The following is a 17,730-nucleotide window of genomic DNA, read 5'->3' as shown; positions in this document are numbered from 1 at the left end:
AAAAGGGGAGAATGACATGCCGATCAAAAACCGTCTTGCAGAGATGCACCAAGAAATCACCGGCTGGCGGCGTGACATTCATCAACATCCCGAAATTCTCTACGACACACACCGTACCAGCGCCCTTGTTGCCGAAAAGCTGGCGGAGTTTGGTTGCGATGAGGTTGTGACCGGGATCGGAAGAACCGGCGTTGTCGGGGTCATCAAGGGAAAGGCAGATACGCAGGGCCGCGTTATCGGGTTGCGCGCCGATATGGACGCGCTGCCCATGCAGGAGCAGACGGGGCTGGACTATGCCTCTAAAACTCCGGATGCGATGCATGCGTGTGGACATGACGGGCATACCGCGATGGTGTTGGGGGCCGCAAAATATCTGGCCGAGACACGGAATTTCGATGGAACCGCCATTGTCATCTTTCAGCCTGCTGAAGAAGGCGGAAACGGTGCAGAAGCCATGGTCAAGGACGGCCTGATGGATCGGTTCGGGATTCAGGAAGTCTATGCGATGCACAACGTGCCCGGCGTTCCGACTGCGCAATTCGCGATCAGGTCCGGTCCGCTGCTTGCAGCCGCTGACGAGTTTGACATTCAGTTGGAAGGTCGCGGCGGTCATGCCGCCAAACCGCAGGAAACCGTGGATACGACTGTCTTGCTTTCGCAGCTGATTGTCGCGTTGCAAACCATCGTTTCGCGGAATGCCGATCCTATCCATCAGGGTGTTTTGTCGGTGACGTCGGTTGAAACCTCGTCCAATGCTTTCAACGTGATCCCGCAATCCGCGCGGTTGCGCGGAACGGTCAGGACCCATTCGAACGAGATGCGCGATCTGATCGAAAACCGTTTGAAGGATGTGGTGCAAGGCATAGCGGGCACATTTGGAGGAACTGCAGAGGTTACCTACACACGAGGCGTTCCGGTCACGATCAATGCCGAAGAGCAGACGGGCTATGCTACCGAAGCCGCGCTTGCGGTGGGCGGCAGTTGCGATGAGGCGCCGATGGTGATGGGGGGCGAAGATTTCTCGTTCATGCTGGAGGAACGTCCGGGCGCCTTCATTATTCTGGGCAACGGCGACAGCGCAGGGCTGCACCATCCCGAATACAATTTCAATGATGAGATCATCCCGATGGGATGTTCATGGTTTGCCGAAATGGTCGAGCGCCGGATGCCGGCTGCTTGAGTGGAAACAGGAGAGAGAGAAGAAATGCCAGTTAAGAACCGATTTGCAGAATTGCAGGACGAAATCACCGCGTGGCGCCGTGATATTCACGAAAATCCGGAAATCCTGTTTGATACGCATCGGACCAGTGCTCTGGTAGCCGAGAAGCTGAACGAATTTGGTTGTGACGAGGTTGTGACGGGGATTGGCCGCACCGGGGTTGTCGGTGTGATCAAGGGCAAATCTGACACCAAAGGCAAGGTGATCGGGCTGCGTGCCGACATGGATGCGCTGCCGATTCTGGAGGCGACCGGGTTGGATTATGCGTCGAAAACTCCGGGTGCGATGCATGCCTGTGGTCACGATGGGCACACGGCGATGCTGCTTGGTGCCGCCAAATACCTGTCCGAGACCCGCAATTTTGACGGAACAGTCGTCGTTATCTTTCAGCCTGCCGAAGAAGGCGGCGGCGGTGGCAAAGAGATGTGTGATGACGGCATGATGGGTCGCTGGAACATTCAGGAGGTTTACGGAATGCACAACTGGCCCGGTAAGCCGGTTGGCAGTTTCTCCATCCGCCCCGGAGCGTTCTTTGCCGCGACAGATCAGTTCGACATCACTTTCGAAGGGCGGGGCGGTCATGCCGCCAAACCGCATGAGACCGTAGATACCACCATTATTGCCGCAAAGGCCGTACTGGCCCTGCAGACGATCGCATCACGCAACGCAGACCCGATCGATCAGGTCGTTGTGTCCGTGACGTCGTTCGAAACCTCGTCCAAGGCCTTTAACGTGATCCCGCAGCAGGTGCAGATCAAAGGTACCGTGCGGACCATGAGCAAGGACATGCGTGATCTTGCCGAACAGCGTATCAATGAAATCTGCAACGGTATCGCGGCCACTTTCGGCGGTACGGCGGACGTGAATTACATTCGTGGGTACCCGGTTATGGTGAACAGCGACGAGCAGACCGATTTCGCGGCACAGGTTGCGCGTTCGGTGTCCGGCGATTGCGAAGACGCACCTTTGGTCATGGGGGGCGAGGACTTTGCCTTTATGCTCGAGGAAAGGCCGGGTGCGTACATTCTAGTCGGGAACGGCGATACTGCGATGGTTCACCATCCCGAGTACAACTTCAACGACGAAGCCATCCCGGCCGGGTGTAGCTGGTGGGCAGAAATTGTCGAACAACGGATGCCAGCTGCGTGATATTTGACGGGGCGGGGGCGCTGCCCCCGTCACGCATTGCGCGACTCCTCCGGTGTATTCTAGGTCCGATGAAGCTGAATCCCCTTTGCAAGGGGCAAATGTCAGGCGAGATCAAGGCGGGTGCAGAGGGTGCCGACAACGGCGTCCAAGGCTGAGCTTTGATCGGCAACGCAACCTTGTGACGCAGCGCGCGCTGTAGCAAGGGCTGTGTCATCAGTTAGCCAGTGGGCAACTGCATCGGCCAGATCCTCGGAGGTCCGCACCTCTTTGGCGCCGCCGCTATCGACTAACGGAGCAAAGGTTTCCCTGAAATTGAAGTACCCGGGCCCGGTGAGAATCGCCGCCCCCGCCTGCGCTGGTTCGAACGGGTTGTGGCCACCAATTTCCTTCAAGGACCCGCCGAGGAAGACGATAGGGCACACTGCATACCATGTGCCGGTTTCGCCGAGGGTATCGGCCACATATACCTGTGTGTCCGCTTCGATGGTTTGCCCGGCGGTGCGCAATGCAAAGGATTGACCGGCAGCTTCGATAAGGCTGACGACGTCGCCGCGCCGTTCGGGGTGGCGGGGAATGAGAAGAAGGAGCAGATCCGGCCAGCGTTTGAGCAAAGTGGAATGCGCGGCAAGGATGACATCTTCTTCGCCCGCATGCGTCGAACTGGCAATCCAGACTGGTCGTTCGCCGATCTGAGTGCGGATGTCAGCAAGGGTTGCCTGGTCGATCGGAAGCGGGTCCGACATGGCTTTGAGGTTTGTGCCGGGCTGAACGTGTGCTGAATCAGCCCCCATCTCGATCAGGTTGGAGGCGGTTTTGTCGTTCTGCGTGAGGAACAGGCGGAACCGGCTGAGGATGAAACCAGCAGTCTTGCGGCGCTTTTTCCAGCCGGCGACTGATTTTTCGGACAAACGCGCATTCAGCAGTGCCAACGGGACACCTTTTCCAGCGCTTTCAACAATGAGGCGCGGCCAGATTTCACTTTCGACAAATATCCCGGCATCGGGGCGCCAATGGTCGAGAAACCGGCGAACCGGGGCAGCGGTATCCAAAGGCGGATACTGATGTCGGGTTCGTGGCGGCAGGCGCTTTGCAATGAGCTCAGCCGAGGTAGGCGTTCCGGATGTGATCAGGAATTCTGCATCCGGCAGGCGCTGGCCCATTCGCTTAATGAGGCTCAGGACCGAGAGGCTTTCGCCGACGCTGGCAGCGTGAAACCAGATTAGTCGGCCCTCGGGCCGGGGCAGGCTGGCATGGCCAAGACGCTCCTGCTGTCGGTTTTTGGAAACACCGGCGGTTTCCAGTTTGCCGCGCACGGTCTTCCAGGCAATCGGGGCCAGCAACGATGTTATCGCGCAGTACGATTTGTAAAGCAGCGTCGGGTGGCCGCCCGGGTCAGACATGTCAGCCGCCTGTATGGCTCATGTGGCGGGTCATCTGACCGTCAATACGCTGGCGGGAATAGTCGAAATCGTGGCCCTTGGGTTTGTGGGAGATGGCAGCGCGGATCGCGTTCTCAAGCGGCTCTTCCGTGTCGGGGTGATCACGCAATGCGCCGCGCAGGTCGGCCATATCCTCTTGCCCGAGGCACATGAACAACTCACCGGTGCAGGTCAGGCGCACGCGGTTGCAGCTTTCGCAGAAATTGTGGCTGAGAGGTGTGATAAACCCGATCTTCTGACCGGTTTCTTCCAGCCGTACATAGCGTGCCGGACCGCCGGTTCGCTCGGCCAGATCGGTTACCTGATAGTGGTTTTCGTACTCGGCACGCACATCCTTGAGCGACCAGTACTGATCCAGACGGTCCTCATTGCCAATGTCGCCCATCGGCATGACCTCGATCCAGGTCAGGTCCATGTCGCGTTCGGCGCACCATTCGGTGATCCGGGGCAGTTCCTCTTCGTTGAAACCTTTGAGGGCCACGGCATTAATCTTGATTCTCAGCCCGGCTTTCTGCGCAGCGTCAATTCCGCGCATGACCTGCGGTAGACGCCCCCATCTGGTGATCTGGCTGAACTTGTCATCGTCCAGCGTGTCGAGGGATACATTTACGCGGCGAACACCCGCGGCATACAGATCGTCCGAAAACCGGGACAGTTGAGATCCGTTGGTGGTCAGCGTCAATTCTTTCAGGGCGCCGCTTTCCAGATGCCGGGTCATCGAGTTGAAGAACGTCATGATGTTACGACGCACCAATGGCTCGCCACCGGTAATCCGCAGTTTTTCCACGCCCAGATGGACAAAGGTCGAGCACATGCGATCCAGCTCTTCCAGCGTCAGCAGTTCTTTCTTGGGCAGAAAGGTCATGTTCTCGGACATGCAATATACGCAGCGGAAATCGCAGCGGTCCGTAACGGAGACGCGGAGATAGGTGATAGCGCGGGCAAACGGGTCGATGAGCGGAGCAGTCATTCGCAATACGTAAAGCGGCAGGGGGCCAGCGGCAAGGGTGATCTGCCGATTTTGACTGGCAAGCCCGCATAGGCAACGGTAGGGTTCGGTTATGAAACACACCCTTTTGATCTTTTGCGTTTTCCTTGCTGGTTGCGACGCCATCCGTTCAACATCGAGCCGTCTGTTCGATGGTGGCGAGAAGCAACCGGAACCCGTTGTCGAAGAGCAGGCTGTCGAGGATCAGGTTGAGGAACAGCCTGTCGCGGCCGCCATTCCGGGATGGCAGGGGGCCAAAAAGACAATTGCAGGATTGGGCGATCCCAATACGCCCGGGCGCTGGCTGGAAACACCATTGGTTCAAAGCGAGATCAATGGAAGGATAGTCGTGCCCAGGACGGGTGCGCAGGCCTACGTTACGCTTGTACCCGCACCGGGCCCGGAAGGCGGCGGAAGCCGCTTGTCAGTTGAGGCGATGCGCGCATTGCTGGTACCGTTTGATGAATTGGTCGAACTGGAAGTTTATTCCAACTGATCCCTGAGGTATTTGCCCGCTTCCTTGCGGGCAAAGGGTTTCATGCTTTCCCCGTGCCGGTCCAAAAAAGCCACGACCCGGTCAGCGTCGTGTTTGGACAGTTCCCGTAGCCACCATGCCACCGCCTTTTGGATAAACCAGTCGCGATCTGAAACGTAAGTGGCGGCCCAGCCCAGAATGCAGGCGCGTTGTTTCAACTCTGCAGGTTTTGGGTGGTTTTGTTTGGTCCAGGGCAGGGTCGCAACAAGTACGGCACGCCTTGTCCACATGTGATCTGAAACAGTCCAGTCTGCGACCTGATCCAGACGCGAAGGATCGGCGGTCAGACGTTTCTGCATTGCCATGCAGGCATGATCAGCAATTGCCCAAGCGTCGAAATCCGGTAGCCAGCTTTGCAGCAGGTCCCAAACAGCCTCATCAGGGCGGATGCGCGCCTGCGTCAGTACCTTTGATGCGGCAACACGCGCCTCGTGAATGTTCGTTTTCCACAGAGCATCTGCCAACTCAACCCGTTGGTTAACATCCAGTGATTGCCGCCACGATTTGCTCAGATCGTTGAGAACCGGGTTGGAAACGCCAAGGTAAGGGCGGCTGACTTTGTGATAAGCCTCCATCTGGGCAGCTTTTTCGGGATCGGAATGGGCTTTGATCTGGTCGAGGTATTTGTTTGCCATTCTGAAGCCTCAGACGGGAACGCCGGTGGGCTTGCCATCGATTGTCGTCTGGTTTTTTTCAGCCCAATAGGTGCGAATATCCTTGTCGGACTTGCCGTCCACCCATTTCTGCATCGTGTCCCGATCCTCCCGGAAGTCCATGAAAGGCACTGCATAGCCGCAAGAGGTCTGAACCACGTCGATGGCTACATCATAGATTTGTCTAGCGCTGCGATGGTTCGGGAAATGTCCTGACAGTTCCTGCCAGTCGGTGTCATCGGCGTGCACGGTCCGAGCTGTACCGTATGCGCGCAGGATGAGCGGCCGAGTGGTGAACGAACACCACATCAGCGTCATTCGGTCATTTTCCAGCAAGTGCCCGGCAGTTTCATTCCCACTGCCGGTCAGGTTCATCCACAAAATTCGGTTAGGCCCCATGACCCTCAGGCTGTCCATTCCCTTGGGAGAGATGTTCACCCGACCGTCAAACCCGGCCGATCCGGTAAAAAAGAGGTGCTGTTCCGAGATGAATTTAGTGTGCGCCTCTTCCAGAGAAGGGAATTGTTTGGCCATTTCCTATTCCACCGTAACAGATTTTGCCAGATTACGAGGTTGATCGACATCGGTGCCTTTGGCAACCGCGGTATGATAGGCCAGTAATTGGGCAGGGACCGCGTACAGGATCGGCGTCAGGCTGGGGTGTACATGCGGCATTCGGATGGTTGTCCATACGCCGTCTTCGGCATCCGCAATCCCTTCGTCATCGGAAACCAGAATGACCTTGCCCTTGCGCGCCATCACCTCCTGCATGTTCGACACGGTCTTGTCAAAGACCGTATCACGCGGTGCCATGACGACGACCGGCATGTGTTTGTCGATCAGGGCGATGGGGCCGTGTTTCAACTCGCCCGAGGCATAACCTTCGGCATGGATATAGCTGATTTCCTTGAGTTTCAGCGCCCCCTCCAGTGCGAGCGGATACATCAGCCCGCGCCCAAGGAACAGCACATCGCGCGCCTCGCTCAGTCGTTGTGAGGCCTTGCGGATCGCACGATTTTGATCCAGCGCTGCATTCAGCGCGGATGGCAGGCCGCGCAAGGCGGCGGCGTGATCTGCCAGTTCCTCATCAGACAATGTGCCGCGATCTGCGGCGGCCTTGAGCGCTAGCATCAACAGGACGCTTAACTGGCAGGTGAACGCCTTGGTCGAGGCAACTCCAATTTCGACACCGGCATGGATGGGCAATGCGATATCGCTTTCCCGCGCGATAGAGCTTTCGGGTACATTGACCACGGATACGATTTTGTCCGCTTTGCCCTCACAATAGCGAAGCGCGGCCAGCGTATCGGCGGTTTCGCCGGATTGACTGACGAACAGTGCAAGCGTACGGCCCGGGATCGGGGGTTCACGGTAACGGAACTCGCTTGCAATATCGACTTCGACCGGCATCCCGGCAAGTTGTTCGAACCAGTATTTGGCGGTGAGGCAGGCATAAAACGCCGTCCCGCAAGCCACCATTGTCAGTCGGTCCAGCTTGGTGAAGTCCAGATCCACATCCGCAAACTGAACCCTGTCGGTTCCCGTCGGCAGATAAGACCGGATCGCCTGGGCGACCACAACCGGTTGCTCCGCAATCTCCTTGGCCATGAAGTGTTTGTGGCCACCTTTGTCGGTGCGCGACTGATCCAGCTTGATCTTGCGCATCTCGCGATTGGCCAGTTCACCCTTTTCGTTGCGGATTTCCAGCGAAGTACGGGTCAAAACCGCGCGGTCGCCTTCCTCAAGATAGGTGATCCTGTCCGTCAGAGGTGCCAGCGCGATCGCGTCCGACCCCACGAACATTTCACCATCCCCATGCCCGATTGCCAGCGGTGAGCCCTTGCGGGCGGCAACGATCAGATCATCCTCGGCATCGAACAGAAACGCCAGCGCAAATGCGCCTTCCAGACGGTCGATTGTGGTAAAAGCCGCCTCGACCGCAGGCATGCCAGAATTCATGTAATGCTCGGCCATCAATGCGACGGTTTCGGTATCCGTCTCGGTCTCGAATCCGATCCCGTTTTCAGCAAGCTCAGCGCGCAGTTCGCGGTAGTTTTCGACAATACCGTTATGCACGACGGCTACCGGCCCGGCGCGATGGGGATGCGCGTTTGTGACCGATGGCGCCCCGTGTGTAGCCCAGCGGGTGTGCCCGATCCCGGATTTTCCGGGCAGCGGGTCGTGAACAAGCAAGTCGCTCAGGTTGACCAGCTTGCCTACGGCCCTGCGTCGTCCCAGCGCCCCGTCATTCACGGTTGCGATACCTGCGCTGTCATAGCCGCGGTATTCCAGCCGTTTCAGCGCTTCGACAAGAATGGGCGCGGCTTCGTGCTGCCCCAGTACTCCGACAATTCCACACATCGTTCAGGCCCCTTTATCGCGGCGAGCCTTTTTCGCCTTTAACATATCAAACAATTTACGCGCATAGCCCGGTTTGTTTTCCTGCCGTGGACGCGCGACCGCCAAAGCGTCGGCCCCCACATCCTTGGTCACCACAGTTCCGGTTGCAGTCATTGCACCGTCGCCCAGCGAAACCGGGGCGACCAGCATGGTATTCGAGCCGATAAATACGTTCTGCCCGATCTCTGTGCGGTGCTTCATGACGCCGTCATAGTTGCAGGTAATAGTGCCCGCCCCGATATTTGTTGCAGCACCAACCGAGGCATCACCTATATAGCTGAGGTGATTGACCTTTGCGCCTTCGCCAATTTCTGCGTTCTTGATCTCGACAAAATTGCCGATACGCGCACCTTCGGCCAGTTCTGCACCGGGGCGCAGGCGGGCATAGGGTCCGACAATTGCCTCACGGCTGACGTGGCATCCTTCAAGGTGCGAGAACGCCCGGATCGTTGCACCGCTTTCGACAGTGACGCCGGGGCCGAACACCACGTTGGGTTCGATAACCGTGTCTCTTCCGATAACGGTGTCTGCGGCCAGATAAACGGTTTCGGGGGCCATTAGTGTAACGCCCAGTTCCAGCAGTTCGGTACGCGCGCGGGATTGAAACACCGCATCAGCAGCCACCAGATCGGCACGCGAATTGACGCCCAGCGTCTCGGCCTCGTCGCACGCGACGGCCGTGACGTTCAATCCGCGGCTGCGGGCGATCTCAACAACATCGGTCAGGTAGTATTCTTCGGAGGCATTGTCGTTTCCAACCGCATCGATCAGAGAAAACAATGTTGCTGCGTCGCAGGCCAAAAGGCCGGAATTGCAAAAGGTTATCCGGCGTTCTTCGTCCGTTGCATCCTTGAATTCTACGATCCGCTCCAGCGTGTCACCCTGCATTACAAGTCGCCCATATCGGGCGGGGTCAGCCGCTTCGAAACCGAGAATGACCAAATCGTCCCGAGAACGCGCCGCAATCATGCGTTCCAGTGTTTCGGGTTGCAGGAATGGCGTATCCCCGTAAAGGACGACCACGTCGCCTTCAAAACCTTCCAGCGCTGCACGTGCTTGTGCGACCGCATGAGCGGTGCCCAGCTGTTCCTCTTGCCGAACGACCTGTGCCGTCTCGTCCTCGGACATCGCAGCCTTGCCGACGGCATCGGCGCCGTGTCCGGTTACTACAACTGTGCGCTCCGGCGACAGAACGGCACCAGCCCGCATGGCATGCACCAGCATGGGGGCATGGGCAATGGGGTGTAGAACCTTTGGAATTTCCGAATTCATTCTTGTGCCTTTTCCGGCGGCCAGAATGACAAGGGCAGTACTCATGAAAATGATTTCTCTTTTGTTTTGTCGCTGTCCGTTTTATCCGCTGGGGGCAAAGTCGCAAGCGGTTCGGCGATCAAACAAGATTGCCGTTTGCAACACGGTATGGCGAAAACTCGCCGAGCAAGGAGCTAACATGGGGACGGTCATCTTTGATCTGGATGGGACATTGGCGGACACGTCCGGGGATTTGCTGGCCGCAGCAAACCACTGTTTTCGGCAGATGGGATATGGTGACGTTCTTGTGCACGGGCAGGATGCCGGGATCGCTTTGCGCGGCGGTCGCATGATGCTGACCCACGGTCTTGAGCGCGTGGGGGCCTATGACATCGAGACTGTCCACACCTATTATCCCGTGTTGCTGGATGCATATTCCGAAGCCATCGACATTCACACAAGCTTCTATCCGGGTGCGATGGACGCGGTCGAAAAACTGAAGTCCGCAGGTTACGGCGTGGGTATTTGTACGAACAAACCCGAAGCACTGGCGCATCAGTTGTTGAAACAGATGGGGGTGCGGGACAGTTTCGCATCGCTGGTTGGCGCAGACACTCTGCCCGTGCGCAAGCCTGACCCCGAACCGCTGCGCGAAGCGGCGCGGCGTGCGGGCGGTGATCCGGCGCGATGTGTGCTGATTGGGGATTCGGATACCGACCGGAATACGGCACGGGCTGCAGGTGTGCCCTCGGTACTGGTGACATTTGGTCCCTCGGGCGACAATATGGCTGCGTTGGAGCCAGAGGCATTGCTGGATCATTTTGACGATTTGCCGGGATTGGTGCCGGACCTGATCGGTGCAGCGGCCTGACAGGCGATTGTTGCCTTGACCCGGCCTGCGCCCGGCTTCACAACAGGGCCATGACAGAGAAATTCACCGGCAGTTTTACCCAGCAGGAACCTATCCCGGATGACGCGATCGACGCGGCGATGGCCGTGCTTCGCCATGGCCGTTTGCACCGCTACAATGTGGCACCTGGCGAATTGGGTGAAACAGCCTTGCTGGAGCAGGAATTCGCGGCACAGCTTGGGTCAAAGTATTGTCTGGCTGTGGCTTCAGGCGGTTATGCGCTGGCAACGGCCTTGCGCGCGGTTGGCGTGAAGCCGGGTGATCCCGTCCTGACCAACGCATTTACGCTTGCACCGGTTCCGGGGGCCATCGCCTCGGTCGGGGCGAAGCCGGTGTTTGTCGGCGTAACCGAAAACCTGACCATTGACCTAGACGATCTGCAATCCAAGCTTGGGCAGTCCAAGGTCCTGATGCTGAGCCATATGCGCGGACATCTGTGCGACATGGACAGGTTAATGCAGATTTGTGATGCGGCGGGCGTCACTGTGATCGAGGATTGTGCCCACACCATGGGGGCCGCTTGGAACGGTGTGCCGTCCGGGCGCAGCGGCGCAATCGGCTGTTACTCTTGCCAGACCTACAAGCACGTGAATTCGGGTGAGGGTGGTCTGCTTGTCACTGATGACGAAGAGTTGGCGGCCAAAGCCATCATGCTGTCCGGGTCATATATGCTGTATGAACGCCATCTGGCTGCTCCCCCGTCAGAGGTCTTTGACCGGATCAAATACCACACTCCGAATATTTCGGGACGAATGGACAATTTACGGGCTGCGATCCTGCGACCTCAGCTACGCGACCTTGATGCGCAGGTCGCGCGATGGAACGAACGCTACCAAGTGATCGAAAACGGATTGCGCGGTACGCCCGGATTGACTGTTGTGGAAAGGCCCGAGGCTGAAACCTATGTCGGCTCTTCCATTCAGTTTCTTTTGTTGGACTGGGCTGCCGAGCGCATTTCAGAGGTCATCCGCCGTTGTGCTGCGCGCGGGGTCGAACTCAAGTGGTTTGGCGGGGCAGAGCCCACCGGCTTCACGTCACGCTATGACAGCTGGCGCTATGCAGAAAGCGAGCAGATGCCCGAAAGTGACCGCGTTCTGGGCGGCATCATGGACATGCGCGTTCCGCTGACCTTTACGCTGGAGGATTGCAGCCTGATCGCGCGCATTATTCGTGCCGAAGTGGGTGCGGTTTATCAATCCTGAGCGCCGCAGCCGCAGGTTCTGGTGATGTCGCCCAGAGTGTTTTTTTGTTGCCACCATTCTACGATGTTTTTCTTCTGCTTGCCTGCCGGGATGGTAGTTGGTGAAAGGGAGCAGCATTGCCGCTCGTTGGGCGGGAGTGGACCGGAATGCGCATAATCGTGTGTCAGTGTCTGTAACGGCACCATTGCCGGACCTGAGTTGGCGATTGTCTTGGACGCCGTGTTTGCCTGCTTGCCTTCAGAAACGCGCTATCCGGGTCGGTTAGCGGTTTCGCTGTCAAAAGTTTCGACAATCCTGTGACTCGATGGCTCTGGATTAAAATTGAGTGATTTTGGTCGGTTAGTCGAATTCATTTTTAGTAATTGATGAGTGTTCGGTGCATTTGCACTCCTTGGCCGCGACCGGGTGCAATTACTGTGCTTGACCCACCGCGCTGTCCGTGCCAATTTATTTGAACAGATGTTCATTAATTCCGGGAGGAGAGCGGGGATGTTCACTGCGACAATGCAATTCGATCTGGGTGAAGATGTGAACGCCCTGCGTGAAATGGTACACCGCTGGGCGCAGGAGAGGGTCAAGCCGATGGCCGCCGAGATCGATGCCAGCAACGAATTTCCCAACGAGCTTTGGAAGGAAATGGGCGAGCTGGGGCTGTTGGGCGTAACCGTGCCCGAAGAATATGGCGGTGCCGGTATGTCCTATCTGGCCCACACCATTGCGGTGGAAGAGATTGCGCGCGCCTCGGCTTCGGTTTCGCTTTCATATGGTGCGCATTCCAACCTCTGCGTGAACCAGATCAAGTTGAACGGCAACGAAGAGCAAAAGCAGAAATATCTGCCGCGCCTCGTTTCTGGTGAACATGTGGGCGCGTTGGCGATGTCCGAACCTTCGGCCGGGTCGGATGTGGTGTCAATGAAGCTGCGCGCCGAAAAGCGCAATGACCACTACCGCCTGAATGGCAACAAGTACTGGATCACCAATGGCCCGGATGCCGATACGCTGGTGGTCTATGCCAAGACCGACCCCGAGGCCGGTTCGAAAGGCATCACGGCCTTTTTGGTCGAAAAAGAGATGAAGGGGTTCTCGACCTCTCCCCATTTCGACAAGTTGGGTATGCGTGGGTCGAACACGGCTGAACTGATCTTTGAGGATGTGGAGGTGCCGTTCGAGAATGTGCTGGGCGAAGAGGGCAAGGGTGTTGCCGTTCTGATGTCCGGGCTGGATTACGAGCGGGTGGTGCTTGCAGGCATCGGAACCGGCATCATCGCGGCTTGTTTGGACGAGATCATGCCGTATCTGGCCGAACGCAAGCAGTTCGGCAAGCCGATCGGAACCTTTCAGCTGATGCAGGGTAAGATCGCGGATATGTACACGGCCATGAATTCTGCACGGGCCTATATCTACGAAGTGGCCAAGGCCTGTGACCGGGGCGATGTCACGCGCCAGGATGCGGCGGCCTGCTGTCTGTACGCTTCGGAGCAGGCGATGACTCAGGCGCATCAGGCCGTGCAGGCGATGGGTGGGGCCGGATTCCTGTCGGACGCTGCCGTCAGCCGCATATTCCGTGACGCCAAGCTGATGGAGATCGGTGCGGGTACCAGTGAAATTCGCCGGATGCTGATCGGGCGCGAATTGATGAACGAAATGCTCTGAGCGTGAAACGCCCCGCAGCCGAGGGAACTGCGGGGCGTTTCGGTGAAAGGATCAGAAGCGATGGACGTAGGACACGCCAATCAGCCACGGATCGATTTCGGCTTTGCCGATGTTGCGTCCGTTAAGCGTGACATCCGAGTCGATATCGAACCAGCGGACGTTCAGCCGAACACCGTTGTCATCGTTGATCATATAGTCCAGGCCAACCTGCAGCGACACGCCGAACGAGTCGTCGATCTTGAGGCCGGGGAGCTCTTCGTCGAAGAAGGTGGTGTAGTTCAAGCCGGCGCCGACGTACGGTTTCCAAGCGCTGTTGGTGGGGAAGTGATAGTTCAGCGACAGGGTGGGCGGCAGTTGTTTGACGCTGCCTGCGTCAATGCTGCCGCCGAGCGTGATGTCATGCTTGAACGGAGTGGCAGCCAGCAACTCGATCCCCAGATTGTCCTGAATAAAGTATTCGACGGTGAAGATCGGGCGGGTATCCGAGCTGATATCCGTGCTTTGGCCAAGGACCGTGCCGTTGTCGGATTTGGGGTTGAGGTATCCAAGACCGATACTGGCCGTCCAGTCGCCTTTCGATTGCGCAAACGCGGGTGCTGCAAGGGCGACGAGCGCAGTGGACAGAGTGAATGCGGCGAGTTTCTTGTTCATCTTCAAGCCTTTGGTTTCGTTAACACACACGCATTGCGCCATGCGCAACATCCTCTCTCTGATCTGTGTCAAAACGAGTGCTGTGAGTTCCATTCGACTCGACCCGAAGCGCCCAATGAAATAAGGGGAATTCGCCATGCCTCGCTCTGAGCGCATACCCGGATTGCATTCAGCGGGCGGCTGGGATGTGCCTGATCGGCTGAATATGGCAAGCCAATGCCTGTCCAAGCCGAAACAGCAAGTTGCACTGATTGATCTGACGGAAGGTAGTTTCAGGCAGGTCACCTATGGCCAGCTGTCAGACATGACGGATGGAATCGCTCGCGCGCTGCTGCAGCGGGTGCAGCCCGGTGATCGGGTTGGTGTGTTGCTCAGCCAGTCACGCTGGTGTGCGGCGGCCCATCTTGCGATCTGGAAAATCGGAGCGATTTCGGTTCCCTTGTTCAAACTGTTCAAACGGGACGCCCTGAAGTCCCGCGTTGGCGATGCGGGTGCCCAATTTGTGCTGACCGACGCCGAGGGCGCCGCCATGCTGACGGATCTGGCCACCCCGTTGATCGCAGCTGAAATCGGTGAAGCTGGTGAGCCGGTGCCATTCGCCGATGCCAGCTCCGAAGACCCTGCAGTGCTGATCTATACCTCCGGGACAACGGGCAGTCCAAAGGGTGCCTTGCACGGTCATCGGGTGCTGACCGGCCATCTGCCCGGCGTTTCGATCAGTCACAATCACCTGCAGGACGGTGATTGCTTGTGGACACCTGCCGACTGGGCCTGGATCGGTGGATTGTTCGACGTGCTGATGCCGGGCTTGGCGCTGGGCGTTCCGGTTGTTGCCGCGAGGTTGGAGAAATTCACGCCTGAGGCCTGCGCCGAAGTGATCGAACGCGGCGGTGTGCGCAACGTTTTCTTCCCGCCGACTGCATTGCGGATGCTCAAGGCTGCGGACCAGTCCATTCCGGGCCTGCGCTCTGTCGCTTCGGGCGGTGAGCCGCTGGGCGCCGAAATGCTGGCTTGGGGGGAAAAGGCTTTCGGCCTGACGATCAACGAATTCTACGGTCAGACCGAATGCAATATGGTCGTCTCTTCCTGCGCCCGGGATTTCCCGGTGCAGCCCGGCTGCATCGGCAAGCCGGTGCCGGGGCATGAGGTGGCGGTGATCGACGATGACGGTAATCCGACAGAGGAAGAGGGCGATGTGGCCATCCGGCGCGGTTCGGCCTCGATGCTGCTGGAATACTGGAACCGACCTGAGGCAACGGCCGAGAAATTCCGGGGTAACTGGCTGATTACCGGCGATCGTGGCGTGTGGGAAGGCGACTATCTGCGTTTCGTGGGTCGGGATGATGACGTGATAACGTCCGCTGGATACCGCATCGGTCCGGCCGAGATCGAAGATTGCCTGCTGACGCACCCGGCGGTGGCGACGGTGGGCGTGGTCGGCAAGCCCGACCCGCTGCGGACCGAGATCGTCAAGGCTTATGTCGTGCTGAAACCGGGGGGCGAGGCGTCTGGCGCTGAGTTGCAGGAATGGGTCAAGGACCGTCTGGCGCAGTATTCCTATCCACGTGAAGTCGCGTTTCTTGAGGAACTGCCGATGACAGTGACCGGGAAGGTGATCCGGAAGGAATTGAAGGCGCTGGCGGCAGGGGAAGTGTCTTAATGAGCATTTCTGATCGCATAAGCGGCCTACGATGCCCAAACTGCACCACTCTATTGCCGAGTTGGAAAATGTGGGGGACCGCTTATGGTACGGACGTTGGTGTCAAATTCGTACACTGCATAAATTGCAACGAGAAACTCCGTGTGACTGCGTTTTCAACGTTTGTTTATTGGGTTGTCTGCTTTGCTTGCGCCTTTGCCGTTTCCTATTCGTTTGATTTCGAAGGAGGTGGCAAAACCGTTCAGGAACTGCGCGAATTGTTTAACTGGCCCGGATTTCTGCTCGGTACGCTAAAAATCGTAAGCGTTCTTATCGTAACAATCTGGGGCGTTCTTCCGTTGGCAAACCGTTTATTCAAAATCGAGGTGGCTGAATGAAGCTCACATCCAAAGCTATGCCTACTTCTGAGGGCTTCAAGGCAAACCGCGCAGCGCATCTCGATGCGCTTGCCCAAATCTCTGCTGCTGCCGAAGCGGCCCGCATGGGTGGTGGCGAGAAATCACGCGCACGCCATGAATCGCGCGGCAAGATGCTGCCCCGCCGTCGGGTTGCGAACCTGCTGGACCCTGGGTCTCCGTTTTTGGAAATTGGTGCAACGGCGGCGCATGGGATGTACGGCGATGCAGCTCCGTCCGCCGGGGTTGTTGCCGGTATTGGCCGGGTGCAGGGGCTGGAGGTCATGGTGGTCTGCAACGACGCCACCGTTAAGGGCGGCACCTATTATCCGATGTCGGTCAAGAAACACCTGCGCGCGCAGGAGATTGCCGAGGAAAACAATCTGCCCTGCATCTATCTGGTCGATAGTGGCGGCGCGAACTTGCCCAATCAGGATGAGGTCTTTCCAGACCGAGACCATTTTGGCCGCATCTTCTACAATCAGGCGCGGATGAGCTCAAAGGGCATCCCTCAGATCGCGGTTGTCATGGGGTCTTGTACGGCGGGCGGCGCTTATGTGCCCGCGATGTCGGACGTGACGATCATCGTCAAGGAGCAGGGCACGATCTTTCTGGCCGGTCCGCCCTTGGTCAAGGCCGCAACAGGTGAGGTTGTCAGCTCCGAGGACCTGGGTGGCGGTGACGTCCACACCCGTTTGTCCGGTGTGGCCGATTATCTGGCCGAGGATGACGCCCACGCGCTTGCACTGGCGCGCCGCGCGGTTGGATCGCTGAACCGACGCAGGCCGCAGACGGTGGATTGGGCCAGCCCCGAAGACCCGGCATATGACCCCGAGGAAATCCTAGGGGTTGTCCCGGCTGATCTGCGCACTCCTTATGACATTCGTGAAGTGATCGCCCGGCTGGTTGATGGATCGCGTTTCGACGAATTCAAGCCGCGCTTTGGCGACACACTCGTGACAGGGTTTGCCCATGTCAAAGGCTGCCCGGTTGGGATCATCGCCAATAACGGCGTGCTGTTTTCAGAGGCCGCGCAAAAGGGCGCGCACTTTGTCGAGCTATGTTCGCAGCGCAAAATCCCTCTTGTGTTCCTGCAGAACATCACCGGGTTCATGGTTGGGCGTAAATACGAGAACGAGGGCATCGCACGGCACGGGGCCAAGATGGTGACCGCCGTGGCGACGACCTCGGTGCCCAAGATTACGATGTTGGTGGGCGGCTCTTTCGGGGCCGGGAACTACGGCATGGCGGGCCGCGCCTATCAGCCCCGGTTCTTGTGGACATGGCCGAATTCTCGAATCTCGGTCATGGGTGGAGAACAGGCGGCAGGTGTACTGGCCACCGTCAAACGAGACGGCATCGAACGGCAGGGCGGCACATGGTCGGTTGAGGAAGAGGCCGAATTCAAACGCCCGACGCTGGAAATGTTTGAGGAGCAATCGCATCCCCTCTACGCATCCGCGCGTCTATGGGATGATGGCATCATCGATCCGCGCAAAAGTCGTGATGTGTTGGCGCTTTCGCTGAGCGCAGCCTTGAATGCACCCATCGAAAAGACACGTTTCGGCGTGTTCAGGATGTGACCGCGATGGAGAATTTTCTGAGAAAGTTCTTTTGGCAAAACC

16 protein-coding genes are annotated in these 17,730 nt (G+C 58.0%); 9 read left to right on the top strand and 7 right to left on the bottom strand.

The features are described 5' to 3' along the window. The first annotated feature begins 16 nt into the window (after window positions 1-16). Complete coding sequence (locus ACR0NW_RS03000; RefSeq protein WP_480448909.1) at window positions 17-1,180, top strand: M20 aminoacylase family protein; 1,164 nt, start codon at window positions 17-19, stop codon at window positions 1,178-1,180. A 24-nt stretch (window positions 1,181-1,204) separates the two neighbouring features. Beyond that, complete coding sequence (locus ACR0NW_RS02995; protein WP_170650703.1) at window positions 1,205-2,368, top strand: M20 aminoacylase family protein; 1,164 nt, start codon at window positions 1,205-1,207, stop codon at window positions 2,366-2,368. 101 nt (window positions 2,369-2,469) lie between these two features. Here ACR0NW_RS02995 and ACR0NW_RS02990 read toward each other — a convergent pair whose 3' ends face one another. Further along, window positions 2,470-3,768 (bottom strand): 3-deoxy-D-manno-octulosonic acid transferase, encoded by a 1,299-nt coding sequence (locus tag ACR0NW_RS02990; RefSeq protein ID WP_480448910.1) that lies wholly within the window; start codon window positions 3,766-3,768, stop codon window positions 2,470-2,472. Window position 3,769: 1 nt separating this feature from the next. After that, window positions 3,770-4,777: a GTP 3',8-cyclase MoaA gene (moaA, locus tag ACR0NW_RS02985; RefSeq protein WP_480448911.1), complete on the bottom strand. Its 1,008-nt coding sequence runs from the start codon at window positions 4,775-4,777 to the stop codon at window positions 3,770-3,772. Window positions 4,778-4,868: 91 nt separating this feature from the next. On the opposite strand from moaA, the gene ACR0NW_RS02980 reads away from it, so the two are divergent. Continuing rightward, the gene (locus ACR0NW_RS02980; RefSeq protein ID WP_480448912.1) at window positions 4,869-5,291 is read left to right on the top strand and encodes a hypothetical protein; all 423 of its coding nucleotides are present in this window, start codon (window positions 4,869-4,871) and stop codon (window positions 5,289-5,291) included. Here ACR0NW_RS02980 and ACR0NW_RS02975 read toward each other — a convergent pair. Genes ACR0NW_RS02975 through glmU form a run of 4 tightly spaced genes read right to left on the bottom strand, consistent with a single transcriptional unit; the run spans window position 5,279 to window position 9,700 of the window. Continuing rightward, window positions 5,279-5,965 carry a DNA alkylation repair protein gene (locus ACR0NW_RS02975; RefSeq protein ID WP_480448913.1) on the bottom strand — a complete coding sequence of 229 codons (687 nt, stop codon included), beginning with the start codon at window positions 5,963-5,965 and terminating at the stop codon, window positions 5,279-5,281. The genes ACR0NW_RS02980 and ACR0NW_RS02975 overlap by 13 nt on opposite strands. Window positions 5,966-5,974: 9 nt before the next feature. Beyond that, the gene (locus ACR0NW_RS02970) at window positions 5,975-6,517 is read right to left on the bottom strand and encodes a pyridoxamine 5'-phosphate oxidase family protein (protein ID WP_480448914.1); all 543 of its coding nucleotides are present in this window, start codon (window positions 6,515-6,517) and stop codon (window positions 5,975-5,977) included. 3 nt (window positions 6,518-6,520) lie between these two features. Continuing rightward, entirely contained in the window at window positions 6,521-8,344 is a 1,824-nt protein-coding gene (gene glmS / locus ACR0NW_RS02965) for a glutamine--fructose-6-phosphate transaminase (isomerizing) (RefSeq protein WP_480448916.1), read from the bottom strand. A gap of 3 nt (window positions 8,345-8,347) precedes the next feature. Next, entirely contained in the window at window positions 8,348-9,700 is a 1,353-nt protein-coding gene (glmU, locus tag ACR0NW_RS02960) for a bifunctional UDP-N-acetylglucosamine diphosphorylase/glucosamine-1-phosphate N-acetyltransferase GlmU (protein ID WP_480448917.1), read from the bottom strand. A gap of 133 nt (window positions 9,701-9,833) precedes the next feature. On the opposite strand from glmU, the gene ACR0NW_RS02955 reads away from it, so the two are divergent. The 3 genes from ACR0NW_RS02955 (at window position 9,834) to ACR0NW_RS02945 (ending at window position 13,399) form a co-directional block, all read left to right on the top strand. Next, window positions 9,834-10,505, top strand: a complete 672-nt coding sequence (locus ACR0NW_RS02955) for an HAD-IA family hydrolase (RefSeq protein WP_480448918.1) — start codon at window positions 9,834-9,836, stop codon at window positions 10,503-10,505. A gap of 50 nt (window positions 10,506-10,555) precedes the next feature. Next, window positions 10,556-11,746, top strand: coding sequence for a DegT/DnrJ/EryC1/StrS family aminotransferase (locus ACR0NW_RS02950; protein ID WP_480448919.1), 1,191 nt, complete (start codon window positions 10,556-10,558; stop codon window positions 11,744-11,746). Window positions 11,747-12,235: 489 nt separating this feature from the next. Continuing rightward, window positions 12,236-13,399, top strand: coding sequence for an isovaleryl-CoA dehydrogenase (locus tag ACR0NW_RS02945; RefSeq protein WP_170650693.1), 1,164 nt, complete (start codon window positions 12,236-12,238; stop codon window positions 13,397-13,399). A 51-nt stretch (window positions 13,400-13,450) separates the two neighbouring features. Here ACR0NW_RS02945 and ACR0NW_RS02940 read toward each other — a convergent pair whose 3' ends face one another. Next, window positions 13,451-14,050, bottom strand: a complete 600-nt coding sequence (locus ACR0NW_RS02940; protein ID WP_480449597.1) for an OmpW/AlkL family protein — start codon at window positions 14,048-14,050, stop codon at window positions 13,451-13,453. A 136-nt stretch (window positions 14,051-14,186) separates the two neighbouring features. Here ACR0NW_RS02940 and ACR0NW_RS02935 point away from each other — a divergent pair, with 136 nt between their 5' ends. From ACR0NW_RS02935 to ACR0NW_RS02925, 3 genes are all read left to right on the top strand, one after another. Next, window positions 14,187-15,710: an AMP-binding protein gene (locus tag ACR0NW_RS02935; RefSeq protein ID WP_480448921.1), complete on the top strand. Its 1,524-nt coding sequence runs from the start codon at window positions 14,187-14,189 to the stop codon at window positions 15,708-15,710. A 143-nt stretch (window positions 15,711-15,853) separates the two neighbouring features. Beyond that, window positions 15,854-16,087 (top strand): hypothetical protein, encoded by a 234-nt coding sequence (locus ACR0NW_RS02930; protein WP_170650690.1) that lies wholly within the window; start codon window positions 15,854-15,856, stop codon window positions 16,085-16,087. Continuing rightward, window positions 16,084-17,688 (top strand): carboxyl transferase domain-containing protein, encoded by a 1,605-nt coding sequence (locus tag ACR0NW_RS02925; RefSeq protein WP_480448922.1) that lies wholly within the window; start codon window positions 16,084-16,086, stop codon window positions 17,686-17,688. Before ACR0NW_RS02930 ends, ACR0NW_RS02925 begins: the two co-directional genes overlap by 4 nt. Window positions 17,689-17,730 lie beyond the last annotated feature (42 nt).

This window comes from Ruegeria sp. CF5 (genome assembly GCF_056537325.1).
Note: the sequence above shows the minus strand (reverse complement) of the source record. Positions and strands in the feature narration are given on the sequence as shown.